General features: G+C 69.9%; 17 protein-coding genes. 9 read left to right on the top strand and 8 right to left on the bottom strand.

Annotated elements, in window-relative coordinates:
• Positions 1-6 precede the first annotated feature (6 nt).
• The gene (locus tag BM290_RS18870) at positions 7-1,389 is read right to left on the bottom strand and encodes a cytochrome ubiquinol oxidase subunit I (protein WP_093615841.1); all 1,383 of its coding nucleotides are present in this window, start codon (positions 1,387-1,389) and stop codon (positions 7-9) included.
• Between the two features lie 154 nt (positions 1,390-1,543).
• On the opposite strand from BM290_RS18870, the gene BM290_RS18865 reads away from it, so the two are divergent.
• Positions 1,544-2,332 carry an FAD binding domain-containing protein gene (locus tag BM290_RS18865; RefSeq protein ID WP_093615839.1) on the top strand — a complete coding sequence of 263 codons (789 nt, stop codon included), beginning with the start codon at positions 1,544-1,546 and terminating at the stop codon, positions 2,330-2,332.
• 113 nt (positions 2,333-2,445) lie between these two features.
• Positions 2,446-5,109, top strand: a complete 2,664-nt coding sequence (locus tag BM290_RS18860; protein ID WP_093615837.1) for a molybdopterin-dependent oxidoreductase — start codon at positions 2,446-2,448, stop codon at positions 5,107-5,109.
• Between the two features lie 66 nt (positions 5,110-5,175).
• Here the strand turns inward: BM290_RS18860 and BM290_RS18855 are convergent, their stop codons facing one another.
• The gene (locus BM290_RS18855) at positions 5,176-5,802 is read right to left on the bottom strand and encodes a dihydrofolate reductase family protein (RefSeq protein WP_093615835.1); all 627 of its coding nucleotides are present in this window, start codon (positions 5,800-5,802) and stop codon (positions 5,176-5,178) included.
• 187 nt (positions 5,803-5,989) lie between these two features.
• On the opposite strand from BM290_RS18855, the gene BM290_RS18850 reads away from it, so the two are divergent.
• Positions 5,990-7,753: an L-lactate permease gene (locus BM290_RS18850; RefSeq protein WP_093615833.1), complete on the top strand. Its 1,764-nt coding sequence runs from the start codon at positions 5,990-5,992 to the stop codon at positions 7,751-7,753.
• On the opposite strand, the gene BM290_RS18845 is transcribed toward BM290_RS18850, so the two are convergent.
• Entirely contained in the window at positions 7,707-8,522 is an 816-nt protein-coding gene (locus BM290_RS18845) for an AraC family transcriptional regulator (RefSeq protein ID WP_239143580.1), read from the bottom strand. The genes BM290_RS18850 and BM290_RS18845 overlap by 47 nt on opposite strands.
• Before the next feature lie 50 nt (positions 8,523-8,572).
• Between BM290_RS18845 and BM290_RS18840 the strand changes: the two genes are divergently transcribed.
• Complete coding sequence (locus tag BM290_RS18840) at positions 8,573-8,980, top strand: DUF2000 domain-containing protein (RefSeq protein ID WP_203779376.1); 408 nt, start codon at positions 8,573-8,575, stop codon at positions 8,978-8,980.
• Here BM290_RS18840 and BM290_RS18835 read toward each other — a convergent pair.
• Positions 8,955-9,872: a hypothetical protein gene (locus tag BM290_RS18835; RefSeq protein WP_093615827.1), complete on the bottom strand. Its 918-nt coding sequence runs from the start codon at positions 9,870-9,872 to the stop codon at positions 8,955-8,957. The genes BM290_RS18840 and BM290_RS18835 overlap by 26 nt on opposite strands.
• A gap of 337 nt (positions 9,873-10,209) precedes the next feature.
• On the opposite strand from BM290_RS18835, the gene chvE reads away from it, so the two are divergent.
• The 5 genes from chvE (at position 10,210) to BM290_RS18810 (ending at position 15,560) form a co-directional block, all read left to right on the top strand.
• Complete coding sequence (gene chvE / locus BM290_RS18830) at positions 10,210-11,328, top strand: multiple monosaccharide ABC transporter substrate-binding protein (RefSeq protein WP_093615825.1); 1,119 nt, start codon at positions 10,210-10,212, stop codon at positions 11,326-11,328.
• A 68-nt stretch (positions 11,329-11,396) separates the two neighbouring features.
• Positions 11,397-12,956, top strand: a complete 1,560-nt coding sequence (mmsA, locus tag BM290_RS18825; protein WP_177319783.1) for a multiple monosaccharide ABC transporter ATP-binding protein — start codon at positions 11,397-11,399, stop codon at positions 12,954-12,956.
• Entirely contained in the window at positions 12,953-14,185 is a 1,233-nt protein-coding gene (gene mmsB / locus BM290_RS18820) for a multiple monosaccharide ABC transporter permease (protein WP_093615823.1), read from the top strand. Before mmsA ends, mmsB begins: the two co-directional genes overlap by 4 nt.
• A gap of 103 nt (positions 14,186-14,288) precedes the next feature.
• Positions 14,289-14,681: a PPOX class F420-dependent oxidoreductase gene (locus BM290_RS18815; protein ID WP_093615821.1), complete on the top strand. Its 393-nt coding sequence runs from the start codon at positions 14,289-14,291 to the stop codon at positions 14,679-14,681.
• 234 nt (positions 14,682-14,915) lie between these two features.
• Positions 14,916-15,560, top strand: coding sequence for a class I SAM-dependent methyltransferase (locus tag BM290_RS18810; RefSeq protein ID WP_093615819.1), 645 nt, complete (start codon positions 14,916-14,918; stop codon positions 15,558-15,560).
• On the opposite strand, the gene BM290_RS18805 is transcribed toward BM290_RS18810, so the two are convergent.
• From BM290_RS18805 to BM290_RS18790, 4 genes are all read right to left on the bottom strand, one after another.
• Positions 15,511-16,539, bottom strand: a complete 1,029-nt coding sequence (locus BM290_RS18805; RefSeq protein ID WP_093615816.1) for a prenyltransferase/squalene oxidase repeat-containing protein — start codon at positions 16,537-16,539, stop codon at positions 15,511-15,513. The two genes, BM290_RS18810 and BM290_RS18805, sit on opposite strands and share 50 nt — an antisense overlap.
• Positions 16,526-17,245 carry a class I SAM-dependent methyltransferase gene (locus BM290_RS18800; RefSeq protein ID WP_218163295.1) on the bottom strand — a complete coding sequence of 240 codons (720 nt, stop codon included), beginning with the start codon at positions 17,243-17,245 and terminating at the stop codon, positions 16,526-16,528. The genes BM290_RS18805 and BM290_RS18800 overlap by 14 nt, the downstream gene beginning before the upstream one ends.
• Before the next feature lie 98 nt (positions 17,246-17,343).
• Positions 17,344-18,726, bottom strand: coding sequence for a glycosyltransferase family 4 protein (locus BM290_RS49830; protein ID WP_093615812.1), 1,383 nt, complete (start codon positions 18,724-18,726; stop codon positions 17,344-17,346).
• Between the two features lie 1,203 nt (positions 18,727-19,929).
• Positions 19,930-20,883, bottom strand: coding sequence for an RICIN domain-containing protein (locus BM290_RS18790; RefSeq protein WP_093615810.1), 954 nt, complete (start codon positions 20,881-20,883; stop codon positions 19,930-19,932).
• Between the last annotated feature and the right edge of the window lie 107 nt (positions 20,884-20,990).

Below are 20,990 nucleotides of genomic sequence, written 5' to 3'. Positions count from 1 at the left end.
GGCTCCTCAGTAGGCAAACGCGAGCGGTTTGTCGGCTTCATCGGTTTCCGGAGCGATCTCCGGCGCCCCAGCAGCCGCATACTTCAGAAAGAGTCCGATCTCGATGACGGCGAGGATCCCGTAGAGCACCGTCAGGACGATCAAGCCGGTCGCGGCCTCACCGGCGGACACCGACGGCGAGCCGGATTCCGAGGTCTTGAACAGGCCGAACACCGTCCACGGCTGCCGCCCCATCTCGGTGAAGATCCAGCCGAACGAGTTGGACAGCAGCGGCATCGCCACCGTGCTGACCGCCGCGATCCACAGCCACCGGGACCGTGGGCTGCGCGAACCCCGGGTGAACCACAGCGCCGCGGCCGCGATCATCATGGCCAGCGCCCCGAAGCCGATCATCAGGCGGAACGACCAGTAGGTGACCGGAACGTTCGGCACGTAGTCGCCCGCACCGTACTTCTCCTGGTAGGCGGCCTGGAGATCGTTGATGCCCTCGACCTCCCCCTCCGGCGAGCCGGTGGCCATGAAGGACAGCAGCGACGGGATCCGGACCGAATAGAGCTCCTCGGACCCGTCCAGGGAACCGACCGTGAAGATCGAGAACGACGCCGGCGAGGTGGTCTCGTAGAGGGCCTCGGCGGCCGCCATCTTCATCGGCTGCTGCTCGGTCATCACCCGCGCCTGCAGGTCACCGGTGATCAGCACGCCCAGCCCGGCGATCAGCACCACCCACGCGCCCAGCCGCAGCGACGGCCGGAACACGTCGTCCTGACTGCCGCGCCGCAGGTGCCAGGCGCTGACCGCGAGCAGCAGCGCGCCCGCGGTGAGGAAGCAGGCGGTGATCGTGTGCGGGAAGGTGACGAGAGTCGTCGAGTTGGTGAGCACCGCGCCGATGCTGGTCAGCTCGGCCCGTCCGTCGCCCATGGTCCAGCCGACCGGGTGCTGCATCCACGAGTTCGCGGCCAGGATGAAGTAGGCCGACATCATCGTGCCGATCGACGCGATCCAGATCGTGGCCAGGTGCACGCGTTTCGGGAGCCGGTCCCAGCCGAAGATCCACAGCCCGAGGAACGTGGACTCCAGGAAGAACGCGAGCAGCCCCTCGATGGCCAGCGGCGCGCCGAAGATGTCGCCCACGAAGCGTGAGTACGCCGACCAGTTCATGCCGAACTGGAACTCCTGCACGATGCCGGTCACGACACCGATCGCGAAGTTGATCAGGAAGAGCTTGCCCCAGAACTTGGTGGCCCTCAGATACCGCTCTTTTCCGGTGCGCACCCACGCGGTCTGCAGTCCGGCCACGAGCGCCGAGAGCCCGATCGTTATCGGAACGAAGATGAAGTGGTACACGGTGGTGATTCCGAATTGCCACCGCGAAAGATCGAGCGCGTCCACTGGCGTCCTTTCCCCGACGTCGATGCCCACTCTTGACCAGGGACTTCACGCACGATCAGGGCCGAAAGTCCCGTTCGGCGGGAACAGGAGACAGGTTCGCCGGGGCCCGCGAAGATCGCTGAGAACGGAAACATGAGACGCGTAGCGTGATTTCGTGGACCTGCACACCGTCACCGAAGTGATCAGCCCTGCCCGGCCGGGTCAGTGGCGGCCCGGCGACGCCTGGCTGGGCGGGGGGACCGCCCTTCTCGGCGAGCCGCGCCCCCACGTGACCCGGCTCCTCGACCTGGCCGCCGCCGGCTGGCCTCCGATCACCGTCCGTGACGACGGTGTCGAGATCGCGGCCACCTGCACGATCGCCGAGCTCGCCGACCGGCTCGGGCGGCACCCGATCGTGCTGCAGTGCTGCCACGCGTTCCTGGCCTCGTTCAAGATCTGGAACGTGGCCACGGTCGGCGGCAACCTCTGCGCCGCGCTCCCGGCCGGCCCGATGATCTCGCTGAGCGCGGCGCTCGACGGCACGTGTGTGCTGGTCGGGCCAGACGGCGGGGAGCGGCGGGTGCCGGCCGCCGGCTTCGTGACCGGCGAGGGGACGACGGTGCTGCGCGACGGCGAGTTCCTCCGGGCGATCCACCTTCCCTCCGGTCCGCTGGGCGCGCGTACGGCGTACCGCAGAGGGTCTTTGCACCGTCATGGCCGCTCGGCCGTCCTGCTGATCGGCCGGGCCGACCCCGACGGCGGTATGTCACTGACGGTGACCGCCGCGACCCGCCGGCCGCATGTCTTCCGCTTCCTCTCACCGCCGTCGGCGGCCGAGGTGGAGGCGGCGCTCGAAACGATTCCGATTTCCGGCTACGTCGACGACGTGCACGGGCGACCGGTCTGGCGGCAGCACCTCACCCGCCACCACGCGCGTCGGATCAGGGCCGAACTTGCGGTGTGACCCGACGGCGCCGAGAGACACCCCGCCGCGCCGTCCGGCGCGTGCCCCGGGTGCGGGCCCCGTCTGACCAGGTCTTCCGGCCGCACCCGGCGGCCGGCAGGAAGGCAACGCACATGACCATCGAGATCAACGGAACACCGCACGACCGCACTCCGCTGCCCGGCCAGTGCCTGCGCACCTATCTGCGCGAGGAGGGCTGCTTCGGGGTCAAGAAGGGCTGCGACGCCGGCGACTGCGGGGCGTGCACCGTGCACGTCGACGGCACACCGGTGCACTCCTGCGTCTACCCGGCCTTCCGCGCACAGGGACGCAGCGTGACGACGATCGAGGGCCTCGCCGGCCCTTCGGGCCTGCATCCGGTGCAGCAGAGCTTCCTCGACGCGCAAGGTTTCCAGTGCGGCTTCTGCACCGCCGGCATGATCATGACGACCGCGGCCCTCACCGACGATCAGCGCGCCGACCTGCCGCGATCCCTCAAGGGAAACCTCTGCAGATGTACGGGCTATCGCGCCATCACCGATGCGGTCAACGGCGGGTCGCCGGCCGTGTGCCCGGCAGAGGGCGCCGCCGTCGGATCGAGTCTCGGCGCCCCCGCCGGACCACAGGTGGTGACCGGAACCGCCCGCTACACCTTCGACCTGGACGTCCCCGGCCTGCTGCACCTCAAGGTGCTGCGCTCACCGCACGCCCACGCCCGGATCCTGTCCGTCGACACGTCCGCCGCGCTCGCCGTGCCCGGGGTGGAGGCGGTGCTCACCCACAAGGACGCGCCCGACCGGCTGTTCTCCACCGCCCAGCACGAGAACGAGGCCGAGGACCCGTACGACACCCGGGTCCTCGACGAGGTCGTGCGCTTCATCGGCCAGCGGGTCGCCGCCGTGGTCGCCACGTCCGAGGCGGCCGCCGAGGAGGGGGTGCGGCGGCTGCGCGTGGAGTACGAGGTGCTGCCCGCCGTGATCGACCCGGCGCTGGCGATGCTGCCGGGCGCCCCGCTGGTGCACGGTGACAAGGGGATCGCCGAGGGCATCGTGCGGGCGAACGCCAACGTGGTGGGGGAGCTGCACGCCGGGATCGGCGACGTCGAGGCCGGGTTCGCCGCGGCCGACGCGGTGTACGAGGCGACGTTCCGGACACCGCGGGTGCAGCACGCCGCGCTGGAGACGCACGGCGCGGTCGGCTGGCTCGACGACGACGATCGGCTGGTGATCCGGTCCAGCACGCAGACGCCGTTCCTGACCCGGCGGGCCGTGTCCCGGCTCTTCGGCCTGTCCCGTGACCGGGTGCGGGTGGTGGCCGGACGGGTCGGCGGCGGGTTCGGCGGCAAGCAGGAGATGCTGGTCGAGGACCTGGTGGCGATGGCGGTGCTGCGCACCGGCCGGCCGGTCAAGTGGGAGTACACCCGATCGGAGCAGTTCACCGCCGCGACGACACGGCATCCGTTCGTCATCACGGTCAAGGCGGGCGCACGTGTTGACGGGTTGATCACTGCACTGCAGTTGACTGTACTCGTCAATACGGGTGCATATGGAAATCACGGCGCCTCCGTCATGCACCACGGCTGTCACGAGACCGTCGCCGTCTACCGGTGCGCGAACATCCGTACCGACGCGCACACCGTCTACACCAACACCGTCCCGGCCGGGGCGTTCCGTGGCTACGGGCTCGGTCAGGTCACGTTCGCCGTCGAGCAGGTCCTCGACGAGCTGGCCCGCATGATCGGCATGGACCCGGTCACGTTCCGGGAGATCAACGTGGTCCGCCCCGGCGACGACCTGACCGCCCCCGGCGCGCACGTCCCCGACCTGGGCATCGCCAGTTACGGCCTCGACCAGTGCCTCGACCGGATCCGCGCCGCCTCGTCGACGACCGACACGGCTCCTGACGGCTGGCTCGTCGGCGAGGGCATGGCGATCGCGATGATCGCGGCCGGCCCGCCCGGCGGCCACTTCGCCGACGCGACCGTCACCCTGCTGCCCGACGGCCGTTACGAGCTGGCCGTCGGCACCGCCGAGTTCGGCAACGGCAGCACCACCGTGCACGTCCAGATCGTCGCCGACGAGTTGCGCACCACTCCCGACCGGGTGCTCGTCCGCCAGTCCGACACTGACGTGGTCGGCCACGACACCGGCGCCTTCGCCTCCACCGGGGTCGTCGTCGCGGGCGAGGCCGTCCTCCGCGCCTGCCGGGCGCTGCGGGCCCGCATCCTCGCCGCCGCCGAACGCGGCCCCTCCGAGATCCGCTGCCTCACCGCCGACAGCGTCGCCGGGATCAGCCTGGCCACGATCGCGCCGCTGTCCGGGAGCGGCCATTTCGACGGCACACCCCGGTCGGTCGCGTTCAACGCGCAGTGGTTCCGGGTGGCCGTCGACCCGGACACCGGCGAACTGCGGATCCTGCGTTCCGTGCACAGCGCCGACGCCGGCACCGTCATGAACCCGCTCCAGCTCCGTGGCCAGATCGAGGGCGGCGTGGCCCAGGCGATCGGCGCCACCCTCGCCGAGCACGTCGACGTCGACGAGGCCGGGCAGGTCACCACCACGACGTTCCGGCAGTATCACCTGCCCACGGTCGCCGACGTCCCGGAGACGGAGGTCCACTTCGCGCGGACCACGGACGCGATCGGGCCGCTCGGCGCCAAATCGATGAGCGAGTCGCCGTACAACCCGGTCTCGCCCGCCCTGGGAAACGCCCTCCGTGACGCCCTCGGCTTCCGTCTCACCGACCTGCCCTACACCGCCGACCGGATCTGGCAGGCCATTCAGGACCACCGGCCCTGACCCGCCGCCATCCGGTCACCGTCCGGATCCGGCTGGTCCCCGAGGCCCGAGGACCAGCCGGGCAGGTCAGCTTCTGGTGGTCATGTCGCCGGTGGCAGGCGTGCCCTCGGCCAGCGCGTAGCGCAGCAGCACCGAGCCCTTCGGCGTGGTGAACGGCGGCTCGACCAGGGTCAGGTTGGCCGGGACCGCGCCGCCGTCGAACACCTTCTTGCCGGTGCCCAGCACGAGCGGGTGCAGCCACAGGTTGAGCCGGTCGAAGAGGCGTTCCCGCAGCAGGGTCTGCACCAGGTCGAGGCTGCCGATCACGTGGATCTTCTCGTGCCGGTCGCGGATCTCGTCGACGGCGGTCACCAGGTCGGGGCCGAGCAGTGTCGAACCCGCCCAGGTCAGGTCGGGCTTGCCGCGTGAGGCGACGTACTTCGGGACGCTGTTGAACAGGGTGGCGATCCCGCCGTCGATGCCGTCCTCCTGCTGCGGCCAGTACCCGGCGAAGATGTCGTAGGTCTTGCGGCCCAGCAGCAGCGCGTCCAGCCCTCGCATGCCCGCGCCGACCTGCTCGCCGCCGGCGTCGTCGAACAGCGGCGCCTGCCAGCCGCCGAACGGGAACCCGCCCTCCGGATCCTCGTCCGGGCCGCCCGGCGCCTGCCCGACCAGGTCGAGTGTCGCGAACAGGTCGATGTGAATCGTGCCCACGGTGTCCTCCCAGTGCTCGTCTGTCGCTTCGTCACCCCTGCAGACCGGCGCCGGCCCGGGAACTCATCGGCACTCCGGGAGAAATGTTCGAACTAGCCTCCTAGGATGCCCTGGACGGGGTGATCGGGACGCCTTGCGGTTCGCCGGGGGAGGACTACATTGCGGCTAAGGTGATCGACGGACCTGGATGGCTGCCATGTTCGAACAGTTCACGATCGTTACCGACCCCGTCGGCGGGTCCGTCGCGGTGTCCGCGGTCTTCGCCTCGTTGCCGCTGCTCACGCTCTTCGTGCTGCTCGGGGTGCTGCGGATGCGGGCCTGGCTGGCCGGGCTGATCTCCCTGGGCGTGGCGCTGATCGTGGCGGTGGCCGTCTACGCGATGCCGGCCGGGCAGGCGCTGCTGTCGGCCAGTGAGGGTGCGGCGTTCGGGTTCTTCCCGATCCTGTGGATCGTCATCAACGCGATCTGGGTGTACAACCTGACCGTCGTGAGCGGCCACTTCGACGTGCTGCGGCGGTCGATGGAACGGATCAGCCCGGACACGCGGATCCAGGCGATCATCGTGGCGTTCTGCTTCGGGGCGCTGCTGGAGGCGCTGGCCGGGTTCGGGACCCCGGTCGCGGTGACCGTGGTGATGCTGATGGCGCTCGGGTTCCGGCCGTTGCAGGCGGCGGCGGTGGCGCTGATCGCGAACACGGCGCCGGTCGCGTTCGGGGCGCTCGCCACGCCGATCGTCACGCTCGGCACGGTCACGTCGGGCGCCGCCGCGGATCCCCGGCTCACCACCGAGACCCTGGGCGCGATGGTCGGCCGGCAGACTCCGATCCTGGCGGTGGTCGTACCCCTCGTGCTGGTGGCGGTGGTGGACGGACGCCGTGGCGTCCGGCAGACCTGGCCGGTCGCGCTCGTCGCGGGGTTGACCTTCGGGGTCGGGCAGTTCGTGGCGTCGAACTTCGTGTCGGTGCCGCTCACCGACATCATCGCCGCGCTGGTGTCGGCGGCCGCGGTGGTGCTGCTGCTGCGGAAGTGGCGCCCGGCCGAGTCACCCGACCTGCACACCGGCGCCGCAGATCCCGAGCGGACGGAAGCCGGGCGGGTGACGGCCGGCCCGGCGGACGAAGCGGGGGAGCCAGGCACGACACGAGAAGCGGCGGCGGCCGGCACGACACGAGAAGCGGCGGCGCCGGGCCCGGCGAGAGACGCGCCGGTGGAGGTGCTGCGCGCGTACGCCCCGTACCTCATCATCATCGCGATCTTCTCGGTGGCGAACCTGGCGCCGGTGAAGAAGGCGCTGGCCGCGGAGCCGTGGACGGTGATCTTCGCGTGGCCGGGGCTGGACGTGCTGGGGGCGAACGGCAAGCCGCTGTCGTCGGTGAACTTCACCTTCGGCTGGTTGCCGGCGGCGGGGACGCTGATGATCGTGGCCGGGATCCTGACGGCGGTGGTGCTGCGGATCCGGCCGGGCGCGGCCGTGCGGGCGTACGGCCGTACCTATGTGGAGTTGCGGCACGCGATCGTCACGGTGATGGCGGTGCTGGCGCTGGCGTACGTGCTGAATCAGTCGGGTCAGACGGCGACGCTGGGGGCGTTGTTCGCGACGGCCGGTGGGGTGTTCGTGTTCCTGTCGTCGATCCTGGGCTGGATCGGGGTGGCGGTGACCGGTTCGGACACGTCGGCGAACGCGCTGTTCGGGGCGTTGCAGGTGCAGACGGCGGCGAACACGGGGCTGGACCCGGTGCTGCTGGCGGCGGCGAACTCGTCCGGCGGGGTGCTCGGCAAGATGATCAGTCCGCAGAACCTGGCGATCGCGGCGTCGGCGGTGGGGATGGCCGGGCGTGAGGGTGACATCTTCCGCCGGGTGGTCGGCTGGAGCCTGGTGCTGCTGCTGTTCATGTGTGTGCTGGTCACGTTGCAGGCGACGCCGGTGCTGGACTGGATGGTGCCGCGGTAGTGGCGTAGCGGCCGGGGCTGATGCCGAGGATCCGTTTGAAGTGCCGGTTGAGGTGCGGCTGGTCGTGGAAGCCGCTGTCGGTGGCGACGGCGCGCAGCGGCAGTCCGGTGTGGATGAGCCGGCGGGCGGTGTCGACGCGGCGGGAGATCAGGTACTGGTGCGGGGTCATGCCGAACTCGCGGCGGAACGCGCGGACCAGGTGGGCCGGGTCGAAGTGCAGGGTGGCGGCGGCGGTGGCCAGCGGCAGCCCGTCGGTGATGTGCTCTTCGAGAAGGTCGCGGAGGTCGTGTGCGGCGGCCGGGCCGGCGGGCCGGCGTCCGGCGGGTTCCCCGAGGTGGGTGCGGAGCCGGGCGAGGGCGAGGGCGAGCAGGTCTTCGGCGGCAAGAGCGTCTTCGGGGGTACGGATGAGCCGGTGCACCCGGGAGATGGCGTGGTGCAGGGCGCGGTCGGTGATGGCGGGGGTGTCGACGGAGGCGCCGATGAGGTGGGCCGGGAGCTGGTCGTGGTCGAGGTAGAGGACGCGTTTGCGGAAGCCGCCGGGTCGTGCCGAGGTGCCGTTGTGGGGGACGTGCGGGGGCAGGACGGTGATCAGGTCGCCGTAGGCGCCGCGCTCGTGGCGGTCGAGGTCGTAGCGGACGGCGCCGTCGTCGACGAGGAGCACGGCCCAGGTGTCGTGGGCGTGCATGGGGTAGGCGTGGTCGTCGAAGTGGGCGTGCAGCACTTCGGCCACGCCGGTCAGTGGTGGCCGCCAGGCTTCGAGCCGGTGCACGTCAAAATCGTACAAGACCTGGTGGGGGCCTTGTGGCGACGATGTGGCGCATGAGGTTCGACGACAAGATCGCTGTGGTGCTGCGGGACGACCTGTTGACGTGGCAGCGGCTGAACGTGACGGCTTTCCTGGTGTCCGGGCTGGGTTCGGTGGTGCCGGAGCTGGTGGGGGAGCCGTATGCCGACGGTGGCGGGGTGGAGTATCTGCCGATGTTCCGGCAGCCGGTGATGGTGTTCGAGGGCGGCAAGGAGTTGTTGTCGGCGGCGCACGGGCGGGCGCTGGGCCGGGTGCGGATGGCGGTGTTCACGTCGGATCTGTTCGCGACCGGGCACGACGCGGCGAACCGTGCGGCGGTGCGGGCGGTGGCGACGGCTGATCTGGATCTGGTGGGGCTGGCCGTGTACGGGCCGCGCAACGCGGTCGACAAGGTGGTCAAGGGCGCGTCGATGCACCCATGAGGTAGGTGGTGGTCTCCGCCTCCGGTCGCCGTGTGGTGGCCGGGGGCGGTTCGTCGTTCGTCGGGTAGCCGCAGCGGATCACCAGGTAGGGGTGGCAGGGTTCGCCGATCAGGGTGGCGAGCAGGCCGCGGGGCCAGGGCGCTTCGACGAGTTCGCTCATGGGGGAGCAGGCGACGCCGCGGAGGGTGGCGGTGAGCAGCAGGGCGGAGAGGGCCTCGCCGGCGCGGAGCCAGTCGGCAGGGGTGTCGCCGGGGCCGTGCAGGACGAGGTATCGGGCGCCGATGTCGCCGTCGCCGGTGGCGGGGCCGTGCAGGGCGCGCAGGGGGACGGGCCGTCGTCCGCCGGCGGAGGGCCGGCCGGTGGCCCAGTGGGCGATCTCGGCGGTGTGGCCGGGGCGGTGGGCGGCGTCGGCGGCGGCGCGGGCGGTGGTGGCGGCGAGGAGGGGGATCTCGTCGCGGCGTACCTGGTGGGTGTGCAGTCCGTGGTTCTCGGCGGCGTGGCGCAGGTCGGCGATGATCTCGTCGCTGGGGGGTTGGGCGCCGAAGGGGCGCCGGTCGGTGTGCCGGTGGGTGATGGCGGCGGCGAGGTCGGTGTCGCGCTGGGCGGCGGGGTTGCCGAGGACGAGGCGGGCGAGGGGGTTGTCGCCGCGTTCGACGAGGACGTCCCAGCCGAGGGCGTGGACGGCGACCTGCGCGTGGTGGAGGGCGGCGCCGCAGCTGAGCAGGGTGAGGTGCCGCTGCGGGTCGACGTGGGGCAGCAGCCGTGTGGGGTCGGGACGGAGTTCGGCGGTGTGCCGGCCGATCCGCCATTGCCAGGGCTGGGTGTTGAGGATCGAGGGGGCGTGCCGGGCCAGGCGGGCCGCGTGCGCGAGAACTGCCGTCCGGTGGGTCATGGTCCCAGCGTGTCGCGGCGTGGGGTGGGCCGGGCAGGGCCGGAGGTCCCGGTATGAGCGGCGGCGGTAGGTATCAGTGTTGTTGCGATCGGTGAAAGTGAACCCTCGGGGGTTTCGTAGCCGTGATCAACAAATACGATGAGCGGCGCTCGGTTACGGAACGTGGAGTCTGAACGCCTATTCAGGGCAGTTGAGGGCCTCCACGGTAACGGGGAGTGTTACGCAGCCGTTACGAACCCCCGCGTGAAACTCCCTCGTAAGAGTCGTATGTTGTCCGCAGCAACAAATCGAAGCTTCGGAGGCCCGGTAGCGGGCCCTATAGAAAGGAGACGTCGAGGTGTCCAAGAACTTCCGGGTCCTCGCGTCCGTCGCCCTGGCCGCTTCGCTGGCCGCGACCTCCGCCTGCAGCAGCACCCGCGACGAGTCCAAGTCGTCCACCGGCGGCTCCACCTCGAACCTGATCGGCATCGCGATGCCGACCCGCTCGCTCGAGCGCTGGAACAACGACGGTGCGCACCTGGACGACCTGCTGAAGAAGGCCGGTTACACGACCTCGCTGCAGTACGCCGACAACAAGGTGGACCAGCAGATCACCCAGCTCGAGAACATGATCAACCAGAACCCGAAGGTTCTGGTGGTGGCCTCGATCGACGGCACCGCGCTGGGCCCGGTGCTGGAGAAGGCCGCCAAGGCGAACGTCAAGGTCATCGCCTACGACCGCCTGATCAACGGCAGCCCGAACGTGGACTACTACGCCACCTTCGACAACTACCTGGTCGGCAAGCTCCAGGGCCAGTTCATCGAGGAGAAGCTGGGCCTCAAGGACGGCAAGGGCCCGTTCAACCTCGAGCCCTTCGCCGGCTCGTCGGACGACAACAACGCCAAGTTCTTCTTCAACGGCGCGTGGGACGTCCTCAAGCCGTACGTCGAGAGCGGCAAGCTGGTCATCCCCTCGGGCAAGAAGATCGCCACCGAGGAGGACTGGAAGACGGTCTCCATCACCGGCTGGAAGTCCGAGACCGCGCAGGCCGAGATGGACAACCGCCTGAACTCGTTCTACACCGGCGGCAAGAAGGTCAACGTCGTCCTCTCCCCGAACGACTCGCTGGCCCTGGGTATCGCGCAGTCGCTGGAGTCCAAGGGCTACAAGCCGGGCCCGGACTACCCGATCCTCACCGGTCAGGACGCCGACCTGGCGAACACCAAGAACATCCTCGCCGACAAGCAGTCGATGACGGTCTGGAAGGGCACCCGTACCCTGGGTGACCAGGTTGCCAAGATGGTCGACGCGATCGTCAAGGGCGGCACCGTCGAGACCAACGACACCAAGACCTACAACAACGGTGTCAAGGTCGTCCCGGCGTACCTGCTCCCGCCGGTCGTCGTCGTGAAGGAAGACGTCAAGACCAAGCTGGTCGAGTCGGGCTTCTACACCGCCGACAAGCTCGGCCTGTAAGTCGCACTCCGGCCGGGCCCACCTTCTGCGGGCCCGGCCGGTCCCGTCGGACCTAGAGCAAGCGAGTTGTGCGATGGCCAACGACACGACCCCGATCCTGGAGATGCGGGGGGATCACCAAGACCTTCCCGGGCGTCAAGGCGCTTTCGGACGTCACGCTGAGCGTGGCCCGCGGGGAGGTTCACGCCATTTGCGGCGAGAACGGCGCGGGCAAGTCGACCCTGATGAAGGTGCTCAGCGGTGTGTACCCGCACGGCACGTACGAGGGCGACATCGTCTTCGAGGGCGAGACCTGCAACTTCAAGACGATCCGTGACTCCGAGGAGCGCGGCATCGTCATCATCCACCAGGAGCTCGCGCTCAGCCCGTACCTGTCCATCGCGGAGAACATCTTCCTGGGCAACGAGCGGGCCTCGGGCGGCGTCATCAACTGGGCGCAGACCAACCGGCAGGCTGCCGACCTGCTGAAACGGGTCGGCCTGGACGAGCAGCCGGACACCAAGATCCTGGACATCGGTGTCGGCAAGCAGCAGCTGGTCGAGATCGCCAAGGCCCTGTCCAAGAAGGTCAAGCTGCTCATCCTCGACGAGCCGACCGCGGCCCTGAACGACGAGGACAGCGCTCACCTGCTGGAGCTGCTGCGCAGCCTCAAGGCCGAGGGCATCACGTCCATCATCATCTCGCACAAGCTCAACGAGATCGCCGCGATCGCCGACAGCACGACGATCATCCGCGACGGCCAGAGCATCGAGACCCTCGACATGCACGGCGCCGAGCCGGTCTCCGAGGACCGCATCATCCGCTCGATGGTCGGCCGGGACCTGGAGCACCGCTACCCCGACCACGTGTCGACGGTGGGCGAGGAGATCCTGCGGATCGAGAACTGGACCGTGCGTCACCCCAACGACCCGAGCCGGCTCGTGGTCGAGGACGCGTCGCTGAGCGTGCGCGCCGGGGAGATCGTCGGCATCGCCGGGCTGATGGGCGCCGGGCGTACCGAGCTGGCGATGAGCGTGTTCGGGCACAGCTACGGCACCGGCATCACCGGCAAGCTGTTCCTGCACGGCAAGCCGGTCTCCATCACCAACGTGGCGGCGGCCATCGAGCACGGCATCGCGTATGCGACCGAGGACCGCAAGCACTACGGCCTCAACCTGATCGAGGACATCAAGCGCAACACCACCGCGGCGCGGCTGAAGAAGATCGCCCGTGCCGGTGTGGTGAACTCCGCGAAGGAGATCACCATCGCCGACCGGTTCCGCAAGGACATGCGCACCAAGACGCCGAGCGTCGACGTGCAGGTCGGCAAGCTGTCCGGCGGCAACCAGCAGAAGGTCGTGCTGAGCCGCTGGCTGTTCGCCGAGCCCGAGGTGCTGATCCTCGACGAGCCGACGCGGGGCATCGACGTCGGCGCCAAGTACGAGATCTACGAGATCATCAACAAGCTTGCCGACTCCGGCAAGGCCGTCATCGTGATCTCTTCCGAGCTGCCCGAGCTGCTCGGTATCTGTGACCGGATCTACGCGATGAGCCAGGGGCGCATCACCGGTCAGCTGCCCCGTGCGGAGGCCTCGCAGGAGAGCCTCATGCGTTACATGACCATGGAGAAGAGCGGAGCAACACGGTGAGCGCGTCCACCACTCTTCCGGCGCCGGCGTCCTCGCCCGGCTCCGGGAAGAAGACGTCCGGGGGCGGCTCGCTCGCCGCCTACCTCGGCGGCAACCTGAAGCAGTACGTGATGGTCGCGGCGCTGATCGTGATCACACTGTGGTTCCAGTTCGACACCGACGGCCTGATGCTGCTGCCGAACAACGTGGTGTCGCTGATCCAGCAGAACGCGTACGTGTTCATCCTGACCATCGGCATGGTCATGATCATCGTGGCCGGCCACATCGACCTGTCGGTCGGTTCGGTGGTCGCCTTCATCGGCGGCATCTGCGGCTTGATGATCATGCAGTGGGACGTGTCCTGGCCGCTCGCCGTCGTGCTGTCCGTCGTCCTCGGTGGCGTCGTCGGCGCGTGGCAGGGCTTCTGGGTCGCCTACGTCGGCATCCCGGCGTTCATCGTCACCCTCGGCGGCATGCTGCTCTTCCGCGGCCTGGCGATCTACTACGTCGGCACCACCGTCGGTGGCCTGCCCAGCGACTTCAACGCCCTGGCCAACGGCGCCCTGCCCAACTGGCTCGGATTCGCCGGCAACCTGGACGTGGTCTCCGTGGTGATCGGCGCGGTCGCCGCCCTCGGCCTGCTGGTCAGCCAGATCCGCACCCGGCGCGAGCTGGTCCGCAACGACCTGCGCACCGAGCCGTCCGCCGCCTTCCTCGGCAAGCTGATCGTCGGCATCCTGGCCATCGGCTACCTCACCTGGCTGCTGGCCAACAGCGCCGGCGGCATGCCGATCGTGCTGGTCATCGTGGGCGCACTGGTCCTGCTCTACTCGTTCATCATGAACAACACGATCTTCGGCCGGCACATCTACGCGATGGGCGGCAACCTGCCCGCCGCCATGCTGTCCGGTGTGAAGACCAAGCGGGTCAACTTCCTGCTGTTCGTCAACATGGGCCTGCTCGCCGGTGTCGCCGCGGTCATCACCACGGCCCGCGCCGGCTCGGCGGTCGCCGCCGCCGGGCAGAACTACGAGCTCGACGCCATCGCCGCCGCCTTCATCGGTGGCACCGCTGTCACCGGCGGCGTCGGCAAGGTCACCGGCGCCATCATCGGCGCCCTGATCATGGGCGTGCTCAACATGGGCCTGTCCATCACCAACGTCAAGCCCGAGTGGCAGATGGTCATCAAGGGCCTGGTCCTGATCGTCGCTGTCGCGTTCGACATCCTGAACAAGCGGCGCGGCAAGTAGTCCTTCCGGGGGGAAGGAACAGCGCCGTCCGGCCGTGTGCCGGGCGGCGCTGTTTACATTTCCGAGGCAGGATTGACCGGCCATCAACGACGGAGGAGAACCGATGACGAGCATCCCGGACGAGCTGATCGACCTGCTGGAGCGGCCGCTGTTCGCCGACCTCGCGACGATCCGGGAGGACGGCACCCCGCAGGTCAACCCGATGTGGTATGCGTGGGACGGCCAGTTCCTGAAGTTCACCCACACGAACTTCCGCAAGAAGTTCAAGAACATCAAGGCCAACCCGGCCGTCGCCATCTCGATCATCGACCAGGACAACCCGTACCGGTATGTCGAGGTCCGTGGCGTCGTCGACCACATCGACCCGGACCCGACCGGCGCCTTCTATGTCGAGCTGGCCAAGCGCTACAACGCGCCGTTCGGCACCGACGCCCCCAAGGACGCCGCCGACCGCGTGATCATCTACGTGCGACCCACCTTCGCCGGCGGCCACTGACGCCATCGAGTCGCGGCGGCCTGCGCGGTGCCAGGCCGCCGGGATGGGATTGTTCCGCGGTGCTGCACGAGGCGGCTGGGCGCGCGATCAGCCTCGACTGACGCCTCGGCCCGGCGGCCGCGGTGCGGCCTTGCGCCGGGACCGGCCTCGCGGGGACCTCACGGGAGGTGTGGGTTGCGGTTGGTGACGGCTCCGGGCGTACGACCGAACGGGTGTTGATCTTAGAATGACGCGATGTCGTCGCCCGCAATCGTGCTGGACCAGCAACTGTTGACCGCCGCTGCCGAGGCGGCCGGTTTCATGCCGGCCGACGAGGGGCGCGCCCTCGCCGAGGCCGCTCTCGCCGCGCCCGGCGGGCCGATCCTGGAGGTCGGCAGCTACCTGGGCAAATCGACGCTGTATCTGGCCGCCGCGGCCCGTGCCCGGGGCGGCCGCGTGGTGACCGTCGACCACCACCGGGGCTCCGAGGAGCACCAGGTGGGATGGGAGTACCACGATCCGGGACTCGTCGACCCGCTGGTCGGCCGGATCGACACGCTGCCCGGGTTCCGGCGGGCCATCGCCCTGGGCGGCGCCGAGGACGTCGTCGTGGCCGTCGTGGCCCGCGCCGAGGACTTCGCGGCACTGTGGTCGACGCCGCTGGCGTTCCTGTTCCTCGACGGCAGCCACACCGACGAGTCTGCCCAGCGTGACCTGGCGAGCTGGGCGCCGCACCTGGCCGCGGGCGGGGTCCTCGCCATCCACGACGTGTTCCCCGACCCCGCCGACGGCGGGCAGGCGCCCTACCGCATCTACCGCAAAGCCCTCGACAGCGGCGACTACACCGAACTCACCGGCTGCGGTTCGCTGCGACTTCTTCGGCGATCCCCGGCGTCCTGAAGATCTCCGACCGCGGATGCGCCGCGTGCAGCGCGTCGACGGCCAGCACCACCGCCGCCGCCGTCCACGTGGTCCGCTCCACCGGCCAGCGCACCCCGTCGGTCAGCACCAGACCCGTCCAGTAGGAGCCGTCCGGCTCCCGCAGATGCTGCATCGCCGCGACCAGCTCGGCCGCGGCCTCCCGGTCACCGACCGTGTCCAGGGCCAGGGCCAGCTCGCACGTCTCCGCACCGGTCACCCACGGCCGGTCGGCGACACAGCGGGCGCCCCGGCCCGGCACCACGAACTCGTCCCACCGCTGTTCGATCCGCGATCTCCCGGCCACCCCGCGCACCGCGCCCCCGAGCACCGGGTAATACCAGTCCATCGAGAACCGGCCCTTGTCGGCGAACGCCGCCGGCCGCTGCCGGATCGCCTGCGCCAGCAGGTCGGCGGCCAGCTCCCAGTCCGGCTGCGGGTCACCCACCAGGTCGGCGATCGCCACCGCGCAGCGCAGCGCCTGATGAATGCTCGACGACCCGGTCAGCAGCGCCACCTCGTCACCGGCCGCCCACCAGATCTCGCCGCCCGCCCCCTGATGGGCGGTCACGAAATCCAGCGCCACCCGGACGGTGGGCCACATCCGGGCCAGGAAGCCCTCGTCGCCGGTGCACAGGAAGTGGTGCCAGCAGCCGACCGCCAGGTAGGCGGCATGATTGGTCTCCGCCGTCGCGTCGGCCACCACCCCCCTCTCGTAACGTGACGCCCAGCTGCCGTCGGCGCGCTGAGTCCGGCGCAGCCAGTCGTAGGCGGCCTCCGCCCGGGCCGGCTCACCACCCACATCGAGAGCCATCGCCGCCTCGACGTGATCCCACGGATCGAGCTGCCCGCCGGCATACCAGGGGATCGCCCCGGACTCCTCCTGCTCGGCGGCGATGCTGGCGACCGTGGCCCGGATGTCGTCGGCGCTCAGCACGCCCGGCAGATCAGGCACCGACACCCACGGTCACCTCCTCCTTTTTCAAGTAGATCGCCACACTCTTACCGATCAGCGGATTCAGCGCCTGCTCCAGCACCCGCGTCAGCGCGGGCTTCTCGGTGATGTCCCAGACGAGCATCCGGTGGTACGCCTTCGTCAGCCCCGCGTCACCGATCGCGCACTTGAGCCACCAGTAGGGGCTGTGCAGCGCGTGAGCGAACCCGTTGCCCGTCACCGTCAGACCCGCGTCCCGCAGCCGGGCCGACAGCTCGTCCTCCTTGTAGATGCGCACGTGCCCGCCCTCGTTGGCGTGGTACTCGTCGGACAGCGCCCAGCACACCCGCTCCGGCAGCCAGCGCGGCACCGTCACCGCCGCCAGCCCGCCCGGCTTGAGCACCCGCGTCATCTCCGCGATCGCCGTCACGTCGTCCGGGATGTGCTCGAGGACCTCCGACGCGATGATCCGGTCGAAACTCGCGTCCGGGAACGGCAACGCCAGCAGGTCACCCTGGACCGTCGTGGCGCTCGCCGTCGCCGGGACCTCGCCGGCCAGCTCCATCGCCACACACCAGGACGCGGTCGTCGCCAGATCCCCGACACTCAGATCCAGGGCGACGACGTCCGCGCCCCGCCGGTACGCCTCGAACGTGTGCCGGCCCTCGCCGCAACCCAGATCGAGAACCCGCATCCCCGGCCGCACGTCCAGCCGGTCGTAGTCGACGGTCAACAATGTGTCCCTACCTGCCCTTTCATTCGTCCACCCACGGTTGTGGGGTCTTGTCTCGCGCTTGCCGGCGGGCCGGTCCCACCCGACTCCCGATCACCTCACGCCGTGCGGTGCGCGGCTATCGCGTCGGCATACCATTCGGCGGTACGGATCGCGGTGCGCCGCCACGTGAAATGCTCGACCGCCCGGCGCCGCCCCTCCGCCCCGAGCCGCCGGCGCAGGCCCTCGTCGTCGAGCAGCCGCCCGATCGCCGCCGACAACGCCCCCGGATCGCCCGGCGGCACCTGCAGCGACGCCAGCCCGTCCGGCCCCGTCACCTCCGGCAGCGCGCCCGCCGTCGTCACCACCAGCGGAACCCCGCACGCCATCGCCTCCACCGCCGGCAGCGAGAACCCCTCGTACCGCGACGGCACCGCCGCCACCGTCGCCGACCGGAACAGATCAGCCAGCTCCGCATCGGAGATCCCCGACACGAACCGCACCGCCCCGTCCAGACCCAGCCGGGTGATCGCCTTGGCCGCCGCCCCGTCCGGCCGCGCCGAACCCACCACGACAAGCTCCACGTCGTGATCGGCGCGCAGCTTCGCCACCGCCTCGATCAGCTCCGGCAAACCCTTCAGGGGTACGTCCGCACTGGCCACCGCCACCACCCGTCCACCGGGCGCCGGCGGGGTGAGCCAGGCCGCCCCGCCGCGCGCCTCCAGCCCCTCCGCGGTCGCGGTCGCGGTGCCACTGGTTCCCGGGTGCGGGTTGGTGGTGTTGCCGGTTTCCGGGTGCGGACCGGTGGTGTCGCCGGTTTCCGGTTTCGGGCTGAAGGTGTCGACGTCGACGCCGACACCGATGACCCGCATCCGCTCGGCCGGGACCTGGAACGCCTCCACGATCTCGTCCCGCGCCGCCTGCGACACCGTCGTCAGCCACGGCAGCCGACGCGCCACCCGTCCCTGCATCCGCGTGAACGCATACCAGCGACGCAACGACAGCCGCCGCTTCCAGTCCGGCGCCGCGGCCAGCTCCAGGTCCCGGTCCACGGTGATCGGATGGTGGATCGTGGCCACCAGCGGGGTGCCGGACCGGCTCAGAGGCAGCAGCCCGTACCCCAGGCACTGGTTGTCGTGCACCACGTCGAACTCGGCGAGCCGCTCCCGAAGATGCCGCCAGGCCCGCAACGAGAACGTCAGAGGCTCCGGAAACGCCCCGGTGCACATCGCCGTCCACTCAAGAACGTCGATCCCGTCGCGGAACTCCGACAGCCGCGGCGTACGAAACGGATCCGGCTCACGATAGAGGTCGAGGCTGGGCAGCACCGTCAACTCGACCCCGGCGTCCAGCTCCGGAAGCGGCGGCCCGGAGAACACCTCGACCCGGTGCCCGAGCCGAACCAGTTCTCGCGACAGGTGCCGGACATAGATCCCCTGCCCCCCACTGTGCGGTTTGCTCCGATACGACAGGAGGGCGATACGAAGAGGCGCGGAGATCACCAGATGACCCTAAGAGGCAGGAACCAGATGATCACTACTGTTTCAGCCTGAGGATTCGATCACTTTACCAAAATAAGAAACAATCTCACTCTGTACGCCCGGAGCAGATCCCCAGCGTGCCGTTCCCTACACCCTCGGTAATGCTCCGGATGACCTCGGCCTTCTCCCGTGCCTCCGCCGCCCCTCGCTCTCCGTCGATCTCGCTCAGTCTGGCGGCTCTCCCCGCCCAGCCCCGTGCGGTCTGCAGTTCCGCGGTCGCTTCCCGGAGCCCAGCGGTGGGACTGGTTCATATCGGCCGACCTGGTGGTGGACCCGCACCCCGGGCCGTGGTGGTCCTACAGCGATGTTCGCAGTCCCGGCCCGCTCCGCGACGCATGGCGAAGCCGTCCCGGCACACGAGACGACCATGCCGTTCTCCTCGGTGGCCCTCATACCGGCATATTCCCAGCTCGCCCGTTCTGCGCTCGCCTGCTCGCGCTTGCCCACGTGGCCGTGTGGCCGCTCGGTGGCTTGCCCACGTGGCCGCGTGGCCGCTTGGCCGCTTGGCCGCGTGGCCGCTTGGCCGCTTGGCCGCTTGGCCGCTTGGCCGCTTGGCCGCTTGGCCGCTTGGCCGCTTGGCCGCTTGGCCGCTTGGCCGCTTGGCCGCTTGGTCGCTTGGTCGCTTGGCCGCTTGGCCGCTTGGTCGCTTGGTCGCTTGGCCGCTTGGCCGCTTGGTCGCTTGGTCGCTTGGTCGCTTGGCCGCTTGGCCGCTTGGCCGCTTGGTCGCTTGGCCGCTTGGCCGCGTGGCCGCTTGGTCGCTTGGCCGCTTGGCCGCTCGGCGGCTTGGTCGCTTGGTCGCTTGGTCGCTCGGTCGCTTGGCCGCTCGGCGGCTTGGCCGCTCGGTCGCTTGGTCGCTCGGTCGCGTGGCCGCTTGGTCGCTCGGTCGCGTGGCCGCTTGGCCGCTCGGTCGCGTGGCCGCTCGGTCGCTTGGCCGCGTGGCCGCTTGGCCGCTTGGCCGCTTGGCCGTTCGGCGGCGTGGCCGCTTGGCCGCTCGGTCGCTCGGCGGCTTGGCCGCTTGCCCGTTTTGCGCTTGCCGGCTCGGCCGCTTGTCCGTTCTGCGCTCGCCTGCTCGCCTGCTCGCCTGCTCGCCTGCTCGCCTGCTCGCCTGCTCTACGCTTACCCGCCCGGCGCTCGGCCGCTCCACGGCGACCGGGAACGCCGAGATCAGCGGAAGGACCAGCGCTGGTTGCTGCCACCGGTGCACGTGGCAACGACGACCGCGTTGCCGGGGCGGGCACCCCAGAACGGATCGGTGAGACACCGGCCGTTCGCCGCGTTCGTCAGCACACCGTCGCTCATCAGTTGCCATTGAGCGGTAGTGCGCCCGTCGCACCCCGTCAACTCGACGGTGCCGTCCCCCACGAGGTAGGCGCACATGCCGAGCACCTCGAGAGTCCGGTTGGCGTTGAGTTTCCAGCGCTGCGGACTGGTGCCGTTGCAATCGTCGATGTGGACGTCACGCCCCTCGGAGGCCTCCGCGCCACGCAGGTCCAGGCACAGACCGTTGCCGGTGACCAGAAGCCCGCCCCCGGTCGCTATCGGACTCGGCACAAGATCGATCGGCGCGACCGGCGCCACCGGAACCGAACTGCTCGAACCACCGGCCGAGGACCCGGCCGACGGGCTCACCGAACCCCCACCCGACGGCACTGCCCCCGAAAGCGACGGGCTGGGCCGCGTCGCCTCGGTCGTCCTACCCGGGCCACCCTGCCCGCCCTCGTCAGCACCGTTATCGTCCGGAAGCGAACTCGGCGCGACATTCCCCGATGTGGCCGGACCGATCGCCGCCGGAAGCGACTGCCCCGGCAGTGACATCCAGCTCTCCTGCTGATCATCGGCCCGCAGCAGCGCATACCCGGCGACAGCGGCGACAGCGACAGCCCCGACCCCGATCAACAGCACCGCACTGCGCTGTCGCCGGGCGCCAGGCGCACCCTGCTCCGCCTCGCCGCCCAGCCGATCCGGAACAGTAGGCAACACCTGGGTCGGCATCTCCCCGGCGCGCTGCTCAACCGGCCAGGTGGACACGGACGACGGTGGCTCCTGGCGCACCCCGTCCGGAAGAACGAACGGACGCACCAGCAACGGATCACGCTCGTCGCTCAGATCCTCGCCCACGTGGCGTCGTCACCCGTTACCTTTTTGATCGTCCCCGATGGGGACTGCTCGGTCGCTCGGTCCGGTATGACTTACCGCCCCTGTCGTACGCATGATCCGGGGGGTGT

Origin of the sequence: Actinoplanes philippinensis (assembly GCF_900113015.1) — a bacterium.
GTDB lineage: Bacteria > Actinomycetota > Actinomycetes > Mycobacteriales > Micromonosporaceae > Actinoplanes > Actinoplanes philippinensis.
This window is presented reverse-complemented; position numbering and strand designations above follow the sequence as displayed.

Excerpts from the sequence above, each read along its gene's own strand:
- BM290_RS18860 (WP_093615837.1), top strand. The coding sequence starts at position 2,446 with ATGACCATCGAGATCAACGGAACACCGCACGACCGCACTCCGCTGCCC.
- BM290_RS18850 (WP_093615833.1), top strand. The coding sequence starts at position 5,990 with ATGGCTGCCATGTTCGAACAGTTCACGATCGTTACCGACCCCGTCGGC.
- BM290_RS18840 (WP_203779376.1), top strand. The coding sequence starts at position 8,573 with ATGAGGTTCGACGACAAGATCGCTGTGGTGCTGCGGGACGACCTGTTG.
- BM290_RS18835 (WP_093615827.1), bottom strand. The coding sequence starts at position 9,872 with ATGACCCACCGGACGGCAGTTCTCGCGCACGCGGCCCGCCTGGCCCGG.
- BM290_RS18815 (WP_093615821.1), top strand. The coding sequence starts at position 14,289 with ATGACGAGCATCCCGGACGAGCTGATCGACCTGCTGGAGCGGCCGCTG.
- BM290_RS18810 (WP_093615819.1), top strand. The coding sequence starts at position 14,916 with ATGTCGTCGCCCGCAATCGTGCTGGACCAGCAACTGTTGACCGCCGCT.